Origin of the sequence: Kitasatospora purpeofusca, from assembly GCF_000718025.1 — a bacterium.
Lineage (GTDB): Bacteria > Actinomycetota > Actinomycetes > Streptomycetales > Streptomycetaceae > Kitasatospora > Kitasatospora purpeofusca.
Genome location: NZ_JODS01000022.1, coordinates 201,408 through 218,791 on the forward strand (window position 1 = coordinate 201,408; position 17,384 = coordinate 218,791).

Consider the following 17,384-nt stretch of genomic DNA (forward strand, 5'->3'; position numbering starts at 1 on the left):
GGTTCGGGGGAGGAAGCGGCGCAGGCCACGGCGCAGGGCGTGGCCGTCGGACGCCGACCGGACCGCCACCACGAGTGGCGGGTTCGACACGGAAGGCTACTGCCGGAACTCGTACGACGAACATTCCAATGGCATATTCACACCACAACCCGGTGTTTTCGGCCATCCTTTGACGCATCGTCAGCCCTGGAGGCCCGCCATTACCGCTGCCCGGACGCCCGTACGCGATACGAACGAACGATCCACGGACCGACCGAAGGCGTCCGGACCGACCGAAGGCGTCCGGACCGACCGAAGGCGTCCGGACCGACCGAAGGCGTCCGGACCGACCGAAGGCACCCGGGCCGCCGGGGCCACTCCGGCGCAGCACGAAGAAGCGGCCGCCCCCCGAGGGGGACGACCGCTTCCGTTGGAGCGCCAGGCCCGGGTCGCACGGACTCTCCCTACTGAAAGTAGGGCGTGCTCTGGTAGCACCGCTGACGCCTGCTCGATCCGATCCGATCCCCGCTGCGCGAAGATCGTTTCCTTTCGACGGGATGAACATTAGCAGGCGATCGCGCCTGGTCAGAAATCGGTTCACCGACCCCCGCCCCCGATCCTCACCCACCCTCTTATTCGTATGCATGTTCGATTCCAGGCGTAGGCTGGAGCCATGAGCACCACCGCCGCCGTCCACCTCCAGCCGTCCCTGTTCGACGACCCCGGCCCGGCCGGGCCGGCCCTCGGGCCGCTGACCGGCGTGCGCCGGGAGATCCTGGGGGCCGACGCCTGGGTGGACGTGCTGCCGGGCTGGCTGCACGGCGCCGACCGGCTGTTCGAACAGCTGGCCGCCGAGGTGCCCTGGCGGGCCGAGCGCCGCGAGATGTACGAGCGGACCGTGGACGTCCCCAGGCTGCTCGCCTCCTACCGGGAGGACGACCCGCCGCCGCACCCGGTGCTGGGCGCTGCCCGGGCGGCGCTGAGCGGGTACTACCGGCCCGAACTGGGCGAGCCCTTCCGCACCCTGGGGCTCTGCTACTACCGGGACGGCCGGGACAGCGTGGCCTGGCACGGCGACCGGATCGGCCGCGGGGAACGCGAGGACACCATGGTGGCGATCCTCTCGGTCGGCGAGCCCCGGGCCCTGCTGCTGCGGCCCCGGGGCGGCGGCGGGCCGGTGGTCCGGCACCGGCTGGGGCACGGCGACCTGCTGGTGATGGGCGGCTCCTGCCAGCGGACCTGGGAGCACGCGGTACCCAAGACGGCCCGGCCGGCCGGGCCCCGGATCAGCGTCCAGTTCCGGCCGCGCGGCGTCTCCTGAGACCGGCGCCGGGGTCCGGGGCCGGGGTCCGGCGCCGGGCCCTGCGGGCGTTACGCCCGCGCCGGGGCAGCCAGCGCCGCCCGCAGCCGGGCGATGTCCTGGGCGTCCTTCGCCCGCCGGGGGCGACGCGGGTCCCAGACCGGCATCATCCGCTTGATCTCGATCTGCGCCTCGGCGGCGACCACCGGGCAGACCAGCCCGTCGATCCGCCCCGGCGGCCCGTCCAGCAGCCCGGCCGGCCAGGCCGTCCCGGCCCAGGGCCCGCCGGCCACCAGCACCCGGCCGTCCGGCGCGAGGTCCACCAGGGCGAAGCTCGACTCCAAGCCGTCCTTGACGAAGTCCAGCTGCTGTTCCGGCGGCACGCCCTCCAGCGGCGTGTACCCGAGGGCGCCGAGGCCGACGGCGAGCGCGGCGGCGTCGGCGGCCGGGGCGAACCAGTCGATGTCCTCGTGGTCGCGGGTCGGCCCACCGAGGAAGAAGTCCATCGCCCAGCCGCCCCGCAGCCAGACACGGGTGCCGAGACGGCGGGCGAGGCCCACCGTCTCGGCGATCTGCGCGAGTTGCCCGTCGGCACGTTCCCGGTCCATGGACCCCACCTCCACGGGCCCGGACGCTACACCCGCCGCAGCCCCTCCGTCGCGGCGATTTCCGCCGAAGAACAGCACCTAGGCCCTCTCTTTCGGATCACGTCGGACGAGCGGGCGTCGTTGGAGTGCGTGCATCGGCGGTGCGGAGGAGGGAGTCCATGCGGAGCATCGGCGACCGACGACAAGCCGGCGAGGTGCGTGCTCCGGCGGCGACCGCCTGGCGTGATCCGAAAGAGAGGACCTAGTCCTTGACGGCGCCCGCCAGCCCGGAGACCAGCTTGCGCTGCACCGCGATGAAGAAGATCAGCACCGGCACGGTCATCAGCGTCGAGGCCGCCATGATGCCGCCCCAGTCGTTCTCGTCCGGCTTGAAGAACACCAGCAGCGCGGAGGGCAGGGTCTGGTTCTCGGTCGCGCTGATGATGAAGGTCTTGGCGAAGACGAAGTCGTTCCACGCCGCGATGAAGGAGAACACGCTGGTCGCGGCCAGCCCGGGGGCGACCAGCGGCAGCAGCACCGTCCAGAGGATCCTGGTCCGGCTCGCGCCGTCGATCTGCGCGGCCTCCTCGATCGACACCGGCACCGCGGCGACGAAGCCCCGCATCATCCAGATCCCGAACGGCAGCGAGAAGGCCAGCTGCACCAGGATCAGCGAGGCCAGGGTGTTGAGGCCGATGCCAGGCGCGAACCGGCCCGCGTCGCGGAACATGAAGAACAGCGGGATGGTGAGCGCCTCGACCGGGATCATCTGGGCGATCAGGAACATCACCATGATGGTGGTGCGGAAACGGAACCTGAACCTGGTCACCGCGACCGCCGCGAGGAAGACCACCAGCGCGGAGAGCACCACCACGGACAGCGCGATCACCAGGCTGTTGACGAAGTACCGCCCGAAGCCGTCCACGCTCAGCACCTGGCGGAAGCTCTCCAGGGTGGGGTGGGCCGTCCACGGCCGGGGGTCGAGCGACTGCACCTCGCCCTTCGGCTTGAAGGCCGAGAGCACCATCCAGAAGATCGGGAAGGCGGTGACGACGGCCACCAGGAGGGCGGTGGTGTTGGCGCCGAGGCGCCAGCGGCTACGGGCGTTCACAGTTCGTTCCCCGTCCTGCGCAGCGAGCGGATGTAGAGGACGGTCGGGATCACCAGGACCAGCAGCATGATCACGCCGATGGCCGCGCCCAGCCCGTACTGGGAGGAGGCGAAGGCCTTCTGGTAGGCGTAGACGTTGAGGACGAGGTTCTGGCCGGCGATGCCGCCGCCCTCGGTCATCACGTAGATCTGGGTGAAGACCTTGAAGTCCCAGATGACCGACTGGATCACCACGATGGTCAGGATCGGCCGGAGCATCGGGGCGGTGATCCGGCGGAAGGTGGTCCAGGTGTTGGCGCCGTCCAGCGCCGCCGCCTCCAGCACCTCCGCCGGGATCGCCCTGATGCCCGCGTAGAGCGTCACCATGACGAACGGGAAGGAGTGCCAGACGACGACGGCACCGACGATCAGGAAGGCCGTCCACTTGTCGTAGAACCAGTTGAACTCGTGGAAGCCGTCCAGGCCGATGCCCACCAGGGTCTTGTTGACCAGACCGAGGTTGGTGTCGAACAGGAAGCTCCACACCGTCGAGCCGGTCATCGCCGGCGCCGCCCAGGCCGCCATCGCGGCGGTGGTCAGCACCAGTCGGGGCACCCGGCCCACCCTGGTCAGCAGCACCGCGAGGGTGGCGCCGACGGCCAGGGTGGCGACCACGCAGAACGCGGCGAAGCCGAGCGTCTGCGACAGCACCGACCAGAACTGCCCGTCGCTCAGGATCTTCCGGTAGTTGCCGAGGCCGACGAAGCTCGTCGGCACGCCGCCGGAGGCCTGCGCCTGCCCGAAGTTCAGGACGGACAGCAGACCGAGCTGGTAGATCGGGTAGGCGACCAGCGGGATCATGACGACCGCCGCCGGCAGCAGGAGCAGCAGTGGGGTACGGCGGCGGCCGCGCGGGGGCGCGGCCGCCGCGGCGCCCCGGCGCCGCCCGCTCGGGGAGGGCGGCGCCGCCGGGGCGGTCGTGGTGGGTGCGGACACGTGCGGGACCTGCTCTCTGGATTCCCCGGGGGCGGGCTCAGCGGGCGGCGAAGGCCGAGGTGATCTGCGTGGCGGCGTCGCCCGAGGCCTTCGCCACGTCGGCCTTGCCGGTGACGACCTGCTGGAGCATGGTCGGGATGACGGCCTGCGCGTCGATCTGCGCCCAGGCCTGGTCCAGCGGGACGAAGCGGGTGCCGGCCGCGATGGTGTCGGTGAACGGCTTCAGGAAGGCGTCCTTGGCCGCGACCTTGGCGTTGACCGACTTCAGGGTCGGCAGGTTGCCCATCGCGTCGTACATCTGCTCCTGGTAGCCGGGGCCGGCCAGCAGCTGGGCGAACTGCACGGCCAGGGTGCGGTGCTTGGCCGCCTTCATCACGCCGAGGTTGTTGCCGCCGGCGAAGGCCGGGGCGATGCTGCCGGCCTTGGCGCCGGGCAGCGGGACGACCGCGTACTTGTCCTTGGCCGCGCCCGCGTCCACCTTGCTGCGGCTGGAGTTGGGCAGGATCGCCATGGCGGCCTTGCCGGCCGCGAACAGGTCGACGGTCTTGCCGCCGGTGAGGTCGGCGCACTGCTGCGCCGGGCAGCCGGCCTCGTCGAAGAGGTCGGTGTAGCGCTTCACCCCGGTCTGCGAGGCGGCCGAGTTGATCGCCGCCTTGAACTTGTCGCCGTCCTTGGCGGCGATGTCGCCGCCCGCGTCCCAGACGAAGGGCAGCGCGCCGAAGGTGTACTTGCCGCCGATCGCGATGCCGAAGGTGTCGGAGTGCGCGGCGTGGATCTTCCGGGTGGCGGCGACCAGCTCGTCGTAGGAGGTCGGCGCGGCCAGTCCGGCCTCGGTGAACAGGTCGGTGCGGTAGTACAGCGCGCGCACGCCGACCCACCACGGCAGGCCGTAGGTCTTGCCGTCGAGCACGGCGGTCTTGGCGATCGCCGGGTCCAGGTCGCCCTTGTCCGCCCACTTGTCGAGGTCGGCGCCGATCTCGGCGAGGCCGCCGGCCGCGACGTAGCCGGGCAGGTCGGTGTTGCCGAACTCGACCAGGTCCGGGGCGCTGCTGGGGTCGTTGAACGCGCCCTTCATCTTGGCGGCGCGGGCCGAGGCGTCGGTGTCGATGTAGCTGACGTTGACGGTGACGCCCTGGTGGGCCGACTGGAACTCGGTGACCGCCTTGGCGACCACCGCCTCCTTGGCGGCGTTGCCGGCCTCGTTGTACAGCCAGACCTGCAGGGTGCCGCTCTTGTCGTCGGCGGCCTTCTCGCCGGCCGGGACGGCGGTGCCGGGCGAACAGGCGGCGGCGGCAAGGCAGGTGGCGGCGAGAACGGCGGCCGCGGTGGTCCGTCTGACGATGCGCATGGGTGGGAAGCCTCCCCTCCCGACAGCTGCCGCCGGGACGCGCCGTCGCGGACGGGCACGTCGCAGCAGGCCCTGACCGGGGCCGATGGTGGATGTGGGGGTGGTGACGCGGGTGGGTACGGCAGTGCGGCCGCTCGTCTGGGCGGCGTCGCCTGCTCGATGCCAGGGACGTTAGGCGGGTGCGCGGACGACCAACAAGAGCCGATTCGGGAAGTTTTGCAGTGCACAACGCTGTATCGAAAACGCGGCCCGCATGCCCGTAGGGGGTACGGTTCGACAACCGCCGCAGTCGGACGGCGGAACGAGAGGGGAACGGACCGATGACGGAGCAGACCGCCGCCACCACCGGGAAACCGCGGAAGGCGGCGGGCGAGCGCAACCAGTCCTCCTCGCTGCGCCGCGCACTGTCCGTCCTCGGCTACGTCCGCGACCACGGCGACGGGCGCGGCGTTCCGCTCGCCCAGCTCGCCGAGGCGCTCGACCTCAACAAGTCGACCGTGCTGCGGCTGACCGGCCCGCTGCTCGACGAGCACCTGCTCGACCGCGACCGGGAGACCGGCTGGTTCCGGCTCGGCCACGGCTCGCTCCGGCTCGGCCAGGCCTACCTCTCCACCCTCGACCTGCGCAGCGTCGCCGCCGAGCACCTGCGCCGCCTCCAGCGCGAGGCCGGCGAGACCGTCCACCTCACCGTCTGGCAGGCGCCCGGCATCGTCTACCTGGACAAGGTCGAGGACGAGACCAACGTCCGGATGGCCTCCCGGGTCGGCAGCCGGGCCCCTGCCTACTGCACCGCCACCGGAAAGGCGATCCTGGCCTGGCTCCCCGAGGAGGCCGTCACCGAGGTGGTCGCGGCCGGGCTGCGCCCGGTCACCGCCTGGACCATCTCCGACGAGCCCCGCCTGCGTGCCGACCTCGCCCGCATCCGCGCCCGCGGCTACTCCATCGACGACCGCGAGAACGAGCCCGAGGTCCGCTGCGTCGCCGCCCCGATCTTCGACCACACCGGCGAGGTCACCGCCGCCCTCTCGGTCTCCGGCCTCACCTCCCGGATGACCGCCGCCCGGGTCCGCTCGCTCGGCCCGGTGGTCGCCCAGGTCGGTCTGCGGATCTCCCGCGGGTACCGGGCCCGTTCGACCGTGGAGCGCCAGGCCCGGGTTGCACGGACTCTCCCCGCTGAAAGCGGGACGTGCTCTGGTAGCACCGCTGACGCCTGACGAGAGATCATTCCCTCGCGACAGGAAGAACAGTACCAGTCCGGAACACCCGCCCGAATCGCAGGAGAACCACCCATGTCCGTCACCACCCCGGCCGAGACCGTCGAGTACGCCCCCGGCCGGTTCCTGGACGTCCACCGCCCGCCGGCCGGCCCCGCCGGGCCCCGGCCCGTGCTCCTCCTCTGGCACGGGAAGGCCCCCGACTCCCGGTTCGAACTCGCCCCGCTGGCCCGGGAGGCGGCCGGGCACGGCCTGCTGGTGCTCACCCCGGACTGGCGCTCCGACGCGGAGGACAGCGGCCGCGCCGACCTGCTGGCCTCGCTGGAGTACACCCACCGGCACGCCGCCGACCACGGCGGCGACCCCGCGCTCGGCCTGGTCCTGGCCGGCTGGTCGATGTCCGGCCGGGAGGCGATAGCCGTCGCCACCCGGCGCGACCTCCCCGAGGACCGCCGCCCCACCGCGGCCGTCGGGATCGCCTCCAGCTACGCCCGCCCGGCGGTCACCACCGGCGAGGCACCCCTCACCGCCCTCGCCGACCGCCCCTCCCCCGTCCCGCTGTTCCTGGTCCACGGCACCGGGGACGACCTCGTCCCGGCCGACACCACCCGGGCCCTGGACACCGCCCTGCTGACGCCGGCGGCCGAGTTCCTCCAGCTCGACACCGACCACGCCGGGGTCGTCCTGACCGAGTACGACCCGGCCCTCGGACACTGCGTCGCCGGTACCGGGCCCGTTCGACCGTGGAGCGCCAGGCCCGGGTTGCACGGACTCTCCCCGCTGAAAGCGGGACGTGCTCTGGTAGCACCGCTGACGCCTGACAGGGGATTCTGTTCGTTTCCCTCGCGACAGGAAGAACACTACCAGGTCGGAGCGGATGCGCCGGACCACGAACGGCCGCCGTCGCCGAACCGCCGCGCCGTCACAGCTTCATAACGTCATGCCAGCTGAGTGGCTGTGACATTGCACATATCACATCATGCTCACCATGAGAAAAGTCATCACCTTACTGTCCGCCGCCACCGCCATCGCCGTCCTCGGCGGCGCCGCCGCCGTCGGCGTCGAGCCCGGGGCCGACGGGCTCGACGACCGGAGCGTGCTGTCCGACACCGGGCAGGGCACCCTGGCCTGGAGCTCCTGCGAGGACCCGGCCGCACCGACGCTCCAGTGCGCGATGCTCGACGTCCCGGTGGACTACTCCGACCCGCGCGGCCGCAAGATCAGGATCAAGCTGAACCGGCTCCCGGCCACCGCGCCCAAGGACAAGCGCCAGGGCCCGATCCTGCTCAACCCCGGCGGCCCGGGGAACTCCGGCCTCTGGATGCCCGCCTTCATCTCCGGACAGATCCCGGCCGACGTCGCCTCCACCTACGACTGGATCGGCTTCGACCCGCGCGGCACCAACGGCAGCGAGCCCCATGTCGTCTGCGACCCCGACTACTTCGACGCCGAACGCCCCGACTACCAGCCGGACCAGGGCACCGCGAAGGCCTGGCTGAAGAAGGCCGCCGGCTACGCCTCCGACTGCGCGGCCGACTGGTCCTGGCTGCTCCCCCACATGACCACCGTCGACAACGCCCGCGACATGGACAGCATCCGGCGCGCACTCGGCGAGCCGAAGATCAACTTCTACGGCGGCTCCTGGGGCACCTCGCTCGGCTCCACCTACGGACAGCTGTTCCCGTCCCGGGTGCGCCGGATGGTGCTCGACAGCATCGTCGGCCCGACCACCACCTGGTACGAGCACAACAAGCTCCAGGACAAGGAGCACCAGCGCCGCTTCGAGGCGTTCACCGCCTGGACCGCCAAGGCCGACTCCGTCTACCACCTCGGCACCGACCCCGCCGACATCCAGCGCGCCTACGACCAGGTCGAGGCCGCCCTTCGGACCGACCCGCTGGACGCCGCCCCGGCGGTCGGGAAGATCGGACCGGCCGAGTTCGAGGACACCTTCTACGGCGGCGGCTACAACTTCCTCCGCTGGCCCCGGATGGCCACCGTGCTCTCCGCGTACGTCACCCAGCACGACACCCGGCCGCTCGCCATCGCCTACAACCGCTACGCGGCCCCCGGCGCCGACGACGGCTCCTTCCCCGCGTACAACGCGGTCCAGTGCACCGAGAACGCCTGGCCGCGCGACTGGGAGTACTGGAAGAAGGACCAGGCCGAGGTCGACGCGGTCGCGCCCTTCTACACCTACAACAACATGTGGTACAACGCCGCCTGTATGTTCTGGCCGTACGAGGGCAACCGGGCCGGCCGGCTGAAGATCACCGGCAAGGGCCTGCCGCCCGTGCTGCTGTTCCAGTCCACCGAGGACGGCGCCACCCCCTACGAGGGCGGGCTCGCCATGCGCGACGCGCTGCCCAGCGCCAAGCTCGTCGTCCAGGACGGCGGCAGCTTCCACGAGATCCTGTTCCACGGCAACGCGTGCCTGGACGACACCTTCACCGCCTACCTCCGCGACGGCAGCCTGCCCGGCGGCAAGGGCCGGATCGCCAAGACCTGCGCCCCCGGCGCCGAGCCCGCCCCGGTCTTCGTGACCCCGCCCCCGGCCGCCAAGTCCCTGACCGGGGCGGCCGGTTCGCCCGACGCCGCCCCGCTCTCCCCGACCGACCCCGAGGCCGTCCGGGGCGTGCTCCGCTGACGGCGCGCCGAACGGGCGCACTATGACGGAAACGCGAACGGGCCCGGTACCTGGGAAGGTACCGGGCCCGTTCGACCATGGAGCGCCAGGCCCGGGTTGCACGGACTCTCCCCGCTGAAAGCGGGACGTGCTCTGGTAGCACCGCTGACGCCTGACGGGGGATTCTGTTCGTTTCCCTCGCGACAGGAAGAACACTACCAGGTCAGAACGGGTGTCCGAACCACGGGGAAAGGGCGGGTGACTGCGGGTCACTCGTAGACGACGTCGCCGGCGAGCGTGAAGCCGAGGTCCTGGAGGCGGCGGGCGACGTCGGCCGGGGAGTGGCGCTCACCGCTCAACCGAAGCACGTCGGCCAGGGACAACGGCCGGTCGGGAACAGACCAGAGGTCGTTACTGGTCAGGTTGAAGGACTCGGCACCGTGTGACGCCGCCATGCCCGGCGGAAGCGGATGGCCAAGCACGGCCAACCGCGCCGCGACCTCGCTCGGCGGCACCTCCAGATCACGAGCAGCAGCGAGGACATGCCAGATCCCCGCCGGTTCGTCCGGCTTCAGCCATGGCGCCTGACCGTCCCGCCGTTCACTGAGCATCAGCAGGTCCTCGGAATCCACGGCATCGGGCAGCCCGACGCCCTCCGGCAGACAGTGGCCGAAGCTCGCCAGTCGGGCCGCGACCTCGGCCGGTGAACAGTCCAGCCTGCTCGCGGCCCGGAGGACGTGCCCCAGCGGCACCGCCTCGTCGGGCAGCAGCCACGGCCCGCGCCAGTCGAGGTCGGCGCTGAGGACCAGTCGGTCGTCCGAGAGCACCCGGTCCGGCACTGCGGCGCCCTCCGACAGGGGATGCCCGAGCAGTGCCAGCCGCTCGGCCACCGCCGCCGGTGACCACTCCAACTCGACCGCGCACCAGAGGACATGGCCCATCGGCGCCAAGGCACCGAGCGAGTTCAGCTCGTAGTCGTGCTCGTCGTCCTCGTAGCCGTTGAGCAGGAGGAGGTCGTCATCGTCCAGGACCGACGGAATCCGCACACCGTCCGCCACTCGGTGGCCGAGCTCCCGCAGCCTGGCCACGACGTCCGCCGGTGCCCGATTGAGTTCGGAGGCGACCGCGAGCACGTGCCAGGCCGTGACTGCCTCACCGGTGTCCAGCCACGGCCCTTCCGGCGCGAGATAGCGACTCAGCAGCATGTAGTCGTCGTCCTCGACGGTGTCCGGCACCACCGTTCCCTCGAAGGGGTGTCCAAGTGCGGCCAGACCGTCGACCACCTCCTGCGGCCGACGGCTCGTGGCCTCTGCCACGACCAGCACCTTCCAGAGCGGCACGGGTGCCCCGGGCGACAGCCATCTCGGGTCCTGCCCCGACTCGGGCACGAGCAGGCTCTCGGCACCGGGAGGCAGCGGGAGGACCAGGTGGTCGGTCCGACCGACGTCAAGCGCTTCGAGCCGTCCGACGACGGCCTCCGGCGACCATTTCAACTGCTTGGCGGCGAAAAGGACATGCCCGAGCGGCACCGGCTCGGCGGCATCGAGCCAGGGGGGCCGTCCGTTGACGCGGCGGCTCAGCAGCGCGAGGTCGTCGTCAAGAACCTCGTCCGGCACCGACTGGCCCTCCCTCAGGGAGTACCCCAGCTCGGCGAACCTGGCGGCCACCTCGGCGGGGTCGCGGCTCGCCCACCGGGCGACCGAGAGCACGTGCCCCAGCGGCACCGGTTCCGCCGGATCCATCCAGTCGGCGGTCCGCAGGCTCCAGGACCGATCCTCACGGGGTTCCGGGAGACTCCACCGCAGGAGACCCTCGTCGGTGGGCCTGGCAACCACTGGCACGTTCCCGCCCGCCACGGTCACCCCGGAGACACCACCGGCGGCGGCCCAGCAGAGCGTCCGCCAGTTCATCAGGGGCTCCGGCATCCCGGGCCTGTCAATGACCAGGGCCGGCACCACCGGCTGCTGTCCGCTGTCCCCCCACAGACGGGAGTCCGAGGGGAAGCAGCCGAGGACGGTGATGTCCACCTCGTTCCCGCCCACGAGCCACGGCCGGTACCTCCCGGCAACCGCCGCTTCGAGAACGGCGTCGGCGAGAACCGGGTGATGGTCGACCAACGCGGACAGCCACTGGCGGTCGAGCATCGTGCAGCCCTCGCGCAGCAGCGCTGGGATCTGCTCGTGCAGCAACCGGAGCGCATGGGCCCGGTCGTAGCCCAGGGTCCGGGTACGGTCGACGGTCAGCCTGGGCGCCTGCGTACCGCTGAGGTCGATCACGGCCCCGTAGAACCGCAGGCCCGCCCAGAGGCCGTCGGCCAGGACGGCTCCCCAGGAACCGGTCCACCACACGTCGGCCCGGTCCGTGGCGGCCACCCGCGCGCCCTTCGCCCGCACGGCCTTGTCGCCGTAGGGGTCCTCCGCGCCCAGCGGCGCGAACGGCGACAGCACCCCCGCCGCCCACTCCAGCCGCTCCCCCGAGTCCTCCGCCGTCACGTTGTAGGGCGCGATCCACAGCAGCCGCCCCAGCAGATCCGTGCACGACGGCGCCGTCCCCGGGTTCCGCAGGTGCAGCCGGACCACCGTCCCCGCATCGTGCCCCCGGCCCAGATTGCGGATGCGGAAGACCGAGCCCGGGCCCGCGATGTCCACCTGGAGGCGGTCGCCGGGGTGGCCGTCGCGGTCCAGGCGGCAGGTGGTGACGGAGATGTCGTCGGCCATCATGAAGTAGCTCAGCACCCCGATGCCGAAACGGCTGTTCGGGTGGAACTCAATACCTTCGGCCCGCCAGGCCGCCTGCTCGTCGAGGAACTCGGGCAGGTCGGCGAAGCGCATGCCCGCGTACGAGAACACCTCGCGCAGTTCGCGCTCGCCCATGCCGATGCCGTTGTCCCGGCACTCCAGGTAGGCCTGGCCGCGCTCGTCCACGCCCCGGCGGAAGTCGATCCGGCCCGTCCACGCGGGCACGTGCGGGTCGCGGCGGCGGAGGTAGGTGGTGCGGGCGTCCCGGTAGCGGCAGGCGTCGAGCGCGTTCTGGTACAGCTCGCGGATCGCCAGCGCCTGGTCGCCGTAGAGCTGCTCCCCCATCAGGAGTTCCTGGATCCGGTCGTCCGCGAGCCGGAACCGCAGGTCGGTGGACTCGTAGATGGGCCGGCCCCGCTCGTCCGCGGCGGCGTGGACCTGGTCGGCGGTCGCGTGGACGGGCAGGTCCTGGAGCGGGGCGAGCTGGGGGTCGGTTCCGGCGTGGAGGTCGATCGCGCCCAGCAGGGTGTCCAGCCCGGCGGCGTGCTGGCGGAGCGCCAGGCCGACCGCCGGGTGGTGGCAGGCGGCGGTGAGCACCCTGGTCCGGCCGCGCGGGTCCCAACGCGCGCCCTGGATCGTCCCGTGCAGTTCGGCGAGGTCGACCGCGTACGAGATGCCCAGGTGCTCGACCACGACGTCCGGCAGTCGCAGCGGGTCGACGGCCAGCTGGTGCGCGACCGCGAGCAGCGCGCCGAGCAGTTCCTCACGGACGTACTGCTCCGCCTCGGTGGCGCCGGCCAGTTGGCGGACCGGGCGGCTCGCGGTGGTGTCGTAGGAGGTCCGGAGCGAGCGCAGCAGGCTCGGGAGGGCGTCCAGGGCGAACAGTTCGGCGACCAGGTCCCGGTCACCGGGTGCCGTGAGGTGCTCGGTGAGCGCGGCGACAGGTCCGCGCAGGGCGGTCAGGACGTTCTCGTGGTGGCCGCCCGGCTTGCCCGCCAGCCACTGGCGGAACAGCCACCAGGCGATGCCCGCCGCCCCCGCCCGGTCCCCGCAGCGCTCGGCCTGGGCGGCGCGCCGGACCAGCCGCGCGCGGCCCGTGACGAACTGCTCGTAGCCGGCCCGGAGCGGGGCAGGGGAGGCGACCGGTGCCAGGTCGGTGGGCCCGACGGACAGTGCCTCGACCGCGACCCGGTTCGCGCAGGCCACGTGGACGAAGGGCGCGGCCACCAGCAGCGCCGCCTCGGCCGGGGCGAGCGCCAGCTTCTCGGCGTTGAGGACCTTCGACAGCAGCCAGCCCAACCGGCCGGACATCCGCTCGGCGAGGTCGGTCAGCCGCCACGGGTCCTCGGCCAGGGCCCGTTCGTCGACGGCCGCGAGCGGGGCGAGCCGCTCGACCAGGGCGGTCACGGCCGTGTGCATCGCCTCGGCGCCAGGGCCGTCGGCCACCTGCCGCCAGGCCGGGTGCTCCCGGGCCCGGACCACCCAGGGGTGCTCCCCCGCCGCGCCGACGGGCTCACGGTCCGGCCGCTCGAACAGGACGAAGCCGTCGAGCCCGCCCTCGGCGCGGACCCTGACCTGCTGGCGCGGGCACTCGTGTTCGCCGGTGAGCGCGTCCACGGCCGTCTGCAGCTGCTCCTGGAGGTCGGCGAGGGTGCGCGGGCCGGTCTCGCTCGCCACCACGGTGCTGAGCGCCCGCGAGAAGAGGCTGAACGTGGTCCCGCCCGCCGTGGCGTAGCGGGCGCGTTCGCCGGGCGAACAGGCGTAGACGTGGCAGTAGTGCCGCTTCCCGACCCGGCGGACCTGCGCCTCGGACCAGCCGACGGCGTTGCTCGGCGCCATCTCCCGCATGACGATGCCCTCGCGGCAGGCGTCGACGAGGACGGCCACATCGCCGGCCAGGCTCTGTTCGACGTAGGGGGCGAAGTCGAGCGCCAGGCACTTGCCGCGGAAGTCCCGGGCGCTGGTGAGCGCCCCCTTGGGGACCAGGTAGTCGGTGCCGTCGTGGTGGATGCCGTGGCCGCTGAGGTAGACCAGCAGCGTCTGACCGGCAGCGGCCTGCTGGAAGAAGGTCTCGACGGCGGCGTCGATGCCCTCCCGGTCCGTCTCGTCCGGCTCGTGGACGACCACCTCGTAGCCGGCCGAGGACAGCGCCTCCTCCAGCTCGGCGAGGTCGTCCCGGACGAACGGGAGGTCGGTGATGTGCTCGTCGCGGTACTTCGGCACGCCGATCAGCAGTGCCCGGAAGGATCCCTTCATCGTCCGCTCGTCGTCCGCGCCGGCGGGTCGATCGTCACGACCGCATGCTTCGCCTGCTCGAACAACGCGTTCCCCATCCCCGGCGGCTGTCAGCGAGATGACACATCATAGGTCGCTCCGCCGGGGCCGCCGAGTCGTCATGCGGCGAGGTCGTACCGCCTGCCGGGGCGCGGGCGGCGCGGGGCCGTGAGGAGGGCGGCGGCGAGGGCGGCCGCGGTGAGGACGAGGACGTGGGCGGCCTCGGCGGCCGGGGCGGCGAGGTCGAGGGCGCCGTGCCGGTGTTCGACGAAGCCGTTGTGGAAGAGCCAGGCCGCCGGGCCGATCAGCGCGGCGGCGGAGGGACGGGATCGGCCGCCGACCGCGGCACAGAGGGCGGCGTAGGCGGCGAGCGCGACCCAGGTGGGGCGGAGCTCGCCGAGGAGCGCGAGGGCCGGCAGCAGGGCGGCGGACGCGGTGAGGGCGACCGCGGCGGACATCGAGGGGACGAGGCGCGCGGTCATACCGTCACCGTCAGGCGGGTCCGGGGGTGGCGCTCCATGGCCTCCAGTTCGCGCTGGAGCGGCGGTTTCGGGACAGCGAGCACCGGGCACGTGGCGTGCCGGACGCAGTAGGCGGTGATCGACGGGTGCAGGGCGCGGGCGAGCAGGCCGCGGGGGCCGGCGCCGAGGACGAGCAGGTCGTCCGGTCGGTCGGCGCAGCGGACCAGGGCCTGCCCGGTCTCGCCGCGGACGGCGACGCTACGCAGCCGCACGCCCGGCCGGGTGCCGCCGAAGGCCTGGTCGAGGGCTTCGCGCAGTCGGGTCGCGGCCGCGTCGCGGCAGGCGGAGAGGAGCGGCGGGCAGGGTGACCGGCGGTAGCCGAACTCGCCCCCGACCGGGGTCCAGCAGTGCACGGCGAGCACCTCGGCATCGAGCCGGCGGGCCTCGGCGACGGCGCGGTGCAGGGCGGCGAGGCTGCCGAGCGAGCCGCTGACGCCGACCACGATCCGACCCCGGCCGTCGTCCTCGGGCGCCCACGACCCGTTGGGGAGGGCTGTCGGCTCGTCCACCATGGCGCTGTCCGTCCTTCCGAACCGGTCACCGGTCGCTGATGACCGGTGTCGTCGGTGCCAGCCGAGCCCGGCGGAGGGCAGAGGGGCGGTTCGTTGACGGAGCTCTGACGCGGGCGGGGCCGGTCCGTACGGGTTCCTGACGCGGGGGCGGTCAGGCAGTGGGTGGCGCCTCCGCCCGTGCGTCGGCCGCCCAGAGTTCGGCGAACATCCGGTCCAACCGCTCCTCGCCGACCGGCGGGACGGGCAGCGGGTGGGCGGCCCGGGTGCGGAAGCCGTCGAGCAGCAGCGCGAGGTGGCGGCGCCACAGGTCGGGGCGCAGCTCGGTGGCCGCGGGCAGGACCCGGCAGAGCGCGCCGAACACGAACAGCAGGTCCATGGTGGTGACGTCGGCGCGCATGGTGCCCTGCTCCTGCGCGCGGGCGACCAGCGAGCCGACCGTCGCGGCGTTGCGCCGACTGATCCCGAGCAGCCCCGGGACGGTCGGGACGGCCCGGGTGACCAGGTCGTTGATCCCCCGGTCCGCGGCGACCAGTTCGAGGATCCGCTCGAAGTAGCACTCGATCGCGCTCCAGGCGTCCTCGGTGGCCAGCGCCTCGTCCACGGCCTCGGCGAGCAGGTTCGCGGCGTTCGCGAAGACCTCGCCGACCAGGGCCTGGCGGGTCGGGAAGTGCCGGTAGAGGGTGGCGTTGCCGACGCCCGCCTCCTTGGCGATCTGGTCGAGCGGCACCTCCAGCCCGTGCCGCGCGAACAGGTCGCGGGCGGTGGCGAGCAGGAGGTCGCGGTTGCGCCGCGCGTCGAGCCGCAACCGCGCGGGGGGACGAGGACCACCACCGGGAGCGCCGGAACCACCGGGACCGTCAAGAGCGCCGAGGCCCGTCCTGCTCACTGCCATGCCCCGACCCTAACAACGCGGGAGGCCGCCGCCCGCCCGGCCCCGGACGGGTGGCCTGGGCACCACCGGAGGAAGAACAGGTGGTGGTGAGGGGGCCGGAGGAGCGGGCCCGACCTGCCGTGACGCCGCGCATCCCAGGGTCCTGGGGGCTTTCGGGCGCCGGACGGGCGGCTCCAGGATGCCGATGACCGCACCGTCCCCCGACCGGGAGTCCACCCCATGCTTCGCCTCGCCGCCCGGGCCGCCTCGGCCCTCGCCCTGGCCTCCGCACTGGCCCTCGCCGTCACCACCCCCGCCCTCGCCGACCCGCCGCAGCCGGCCGCGACCGACCTCGTCGGGGTGGGGTCGGGAATCTCCGAGGCGGTGCTCAACCAGCTCTCCACCGACTACAACGCCGCGCTGACCGCCGCCGGGGACACCACCTCGCCCCGGCTGTACAGCTGGGACTCGACCGGGAACCGGCAGATCACGCCCAAGACCGGGGCGGACACGATCGGCCGACCCGACCGGAGCAACGCGGGCGTCATCGCCCTGAACTCCACCACCAGCCGCACGGTCGACTTCGCCCGCAGCTCCCGCGTGCCGCAGATCTCCGACCCCACCTCCGACCTGTTCGTGGCCATGGCCAAGGACGCGATCAGCTGGGCCGCCCCGGCCGGCGGGTACGCGCCGGCCAACCTGACCACGACCCAGCTGTCCGACATCTACAACTGCTACAAGACCAACTGGCGGCAGATCGACCCGGCGCTGCCCGATGCCCCCATCGTCCCGGTGCTGGCCGGCCACCTTCTCGTGGACCGGAACGGTGTCGACGGCGCGCCGATGGACTCGTCCAGCTTCTTCCTCCGCGCCATCAACTACCAGCCCTCGTACCTCGGTTCCTTCGGGGACCGCTCCTGCGTCCGGGTCGTCGAGCGCGGCGAGCAGGGCACCGACCCGGTCCTGCACGACCCCGGCGCCCTCGTGCCCTACTCCGTCGGCCGCTACGTCGACCAGGCGTACTACGGGCACACCCGGCCGGGGGACGACCCGGGTGTGCTCACCGTGCGCGGCATCGACGGGATCTCGGCGCTGGACCCGGTGAACCGCCGGATCCAGTCCGTGTTCGTCAGCACCAAGTACGGGAACGTTCTCTGGAACACGGTGCGCGCCACCGAGTGGAACAGCACGGACGCGCACGGCACCGCGCTGCGCGCCGTCTTCGGCCAGAACGGGTGGATCTGCCGGAACGGCGCGGCCACCCTCCGCGGCCGCGGCTTCCTCCCGCTGCCGACCGGTGCCTGCGGTTCCAACATCCACAACTGACGC

General features: G+C 72.6%; 13 protein-coding genes. 5 read left to right on the forward strand and 8 right to left on the reverse strand.

Annotation, left to right across the window (positions count from 1 at the left end; all coding sequences use genetic code 11):
• The first annotated feature begins 652 nt into the window (after nucleotides 1–652).
• Complete coding sequence (locus IF01_RS0127950) at nucleotides 653–1,300, forward strand: alpha-ketoglutarate-dependent dioxygenase AlkB (protein ID WP_030396328.1); 648 nt, start codon at nucleotides 653–655, stop codon at nucleotides 1,298–1,300.
• 50 nt (nucleotides 1,301–1,350) lie between these two features.
• Here IF01_RS0127950 and IF01_RS0127955 read toward each other — a convergent pair whose 3' ends face one another.
• The 4 genes from IF01_RS0127955 to IF01_RS0127970 all read right to left on the reverse strand — a co-directional run bounded on the left by IF01_RS0127955 (nucleotide 1,351) and on the right by IF01_RS0127970 (nucleotide 5,299).
• The gene (locus IF01_RS0127955; protein ID WP_030396329.1) at nucleotides 1,351–1,887 is read right to left on the reverse strand and encodes a nucleotidyltransferase domain-containing protein; all 537 of its coding nucleotides are present in this window, start codon (nucleotides 1,885–1,887) and stop codon (nucleotides 1,351–1,353) included.
• Between the two features lie 241 nt (nucleotides 1,888–2,128).
• Entirely contained in the window at nucleotides 2,129–2,977 is an 849-nt protein-coding gene (locus IF01_RS0127960) for a carbohydrate ABC transporter permease (protein ID WP_030396330.1), read from the reverse strand.
• Nucleotides 2,974–3,951, reverse strand: a complete 978-nt coding sequence (locus IF01_RS0127965) for a carbohydrate ABC transporter permease (RefSeq protein WP_030396331.1) — start codon at nucleotides 3,949–3,951, stop codon at nucleotides 2,974–2,976. Before IF01_RS0127965 ends, IF01_RS0127960 begins: the two co-directional genes overlap by 4 nt.
• 37 nt (nucleotides 3,952–3,988) lie before the next feature.
• Entirely contained in the window at nucleotides 3,989–5,299 is a 1,311-nt protein-coding gene (locus IF01_RS0127970) for an extracellular solute-binding protein (protein WP_030396332.1), read from the reverse strand.
• A gap of 320 nt (nucleotides 5,300–5,619) precedes the next feature.
• On the opposite strand from IF01_RS0127970, the gene IF01_RS0127975 reads away from it, so the two are divergent.
• From IF01_RS0127975 to IF01_RS0127985, 3 genes are all read left to right on the forward strand, one after another.
• Nucleotides 5,620–6,513 carry an IclR family transcriptional regulator gene (locus IF01_RS0127975; protein WP_051756336.1) on the forward strand — a complete coding sequence of 298 codons (894 nt, stop codon included), beginning with the start codon at nucleotides 5,620–5,622 and terminating at the stop codon, nucleotides 6,511–6,513.
• A 75-nt stretch (nucleotides 6,514–6,588) separates the two neighbouring features.
• Entirely contained in the window at nucleotides 6,589–7,449 is an 861-nt protein-coding gene (locus IF01_RS44350; protein WP_051756338.1) for an alpha/beta hydrolase family protein, read from the forward strand.
• 52 nt (nucleotides 7,450–7,501) lie between these two features.
• Nucleotides 7,502–9,160: an alpha/beta hydrolase gene (locus tag IF01_RS0127985; RefSeq protein WP_051756366.1), complete on the forward strand. Its 1,659-nt coding sequence runs from the start codon at nucleotides 7,502–7,504 to the stop codon at nucleotides 9,158–9,160.
• Nucleotides 9,161–9,408: 248 nt separating this feature from the next.
• Here the strand turns inward: IF01_RS0127985 and IF01_RS0127990 are convergent, their stop codons facing one another.
• From IF01_RS0127990 to IF01_RS0128005, 4 genes are all read right to left on the reverse strand, one after another.
• Entirely contained in the window at nucleotides 9,409–14,133 is a 4,725-nt protein-coding gene (locus IF01_RS0127990; protein ID WP_030396336.1) for a caspase family protein, read from the reverse strand.
• A 137-nt stretch (nucleotides 14,134–14,270) separates the two neighbouring features.
• A complete protein-coding gene (locus IF01_RS44355; protein ID WP_051756340.1) occupies nucleotides 14,271–14,633 on the reverse strand; it encodes a hypothetical protein in 363 nt (120 codons plus the stop codon).
• Nucleotides 14,630–15,184: a universal stress protein gene (locus IF01_RS0128000; protein ID WP_051756342.1), complete on the reverse strand. Its 555-nt coding sequence runs from the start codon at nucleotides 15,182–15,184 to the stop codon at nucleotides 14,630–14,632. The genes IF01_RS44355 and IF01_RS0128000 overlap by 4 nt, the downstream gene beginning before the upstream one ends.
• 151 nt (nucleotides 15,185–15,335) lie before the next feature.
• Nucleotides 15,336–16,076, reverse strand: a complete 741-nt coding sequence (locus tag IF01_RS0128005; RefSeq protein WP_063764312.1) for a TetR/AcrR family transcriptional regulator — start codon at nucleotides 16,074–16,076, stop codon at nucleotides 15,336–15,338.
• A 219-nt stretch (nucleotides 16,077–16,295) separates the two neighbouring features.
• Here IF01_RS0128005 and IF01_RS0128010 point away from each other — a divergent pair, with 219 nt between their 5' ends.
• Nucleotides 16,296–17,381, forward strand: coding sequence for a type 2 periplasmic-binding domain-containing protein (locus IF01_RS0128010; RefSeq protein WP_030396340.1), 1,086 nt, complete (start codon nucleotides 16,296–16,298; stop codon nucleotides 17,379–17,381).
• Nucleotides 17,382–17,384: the final 3 nt, after the last annotated feature.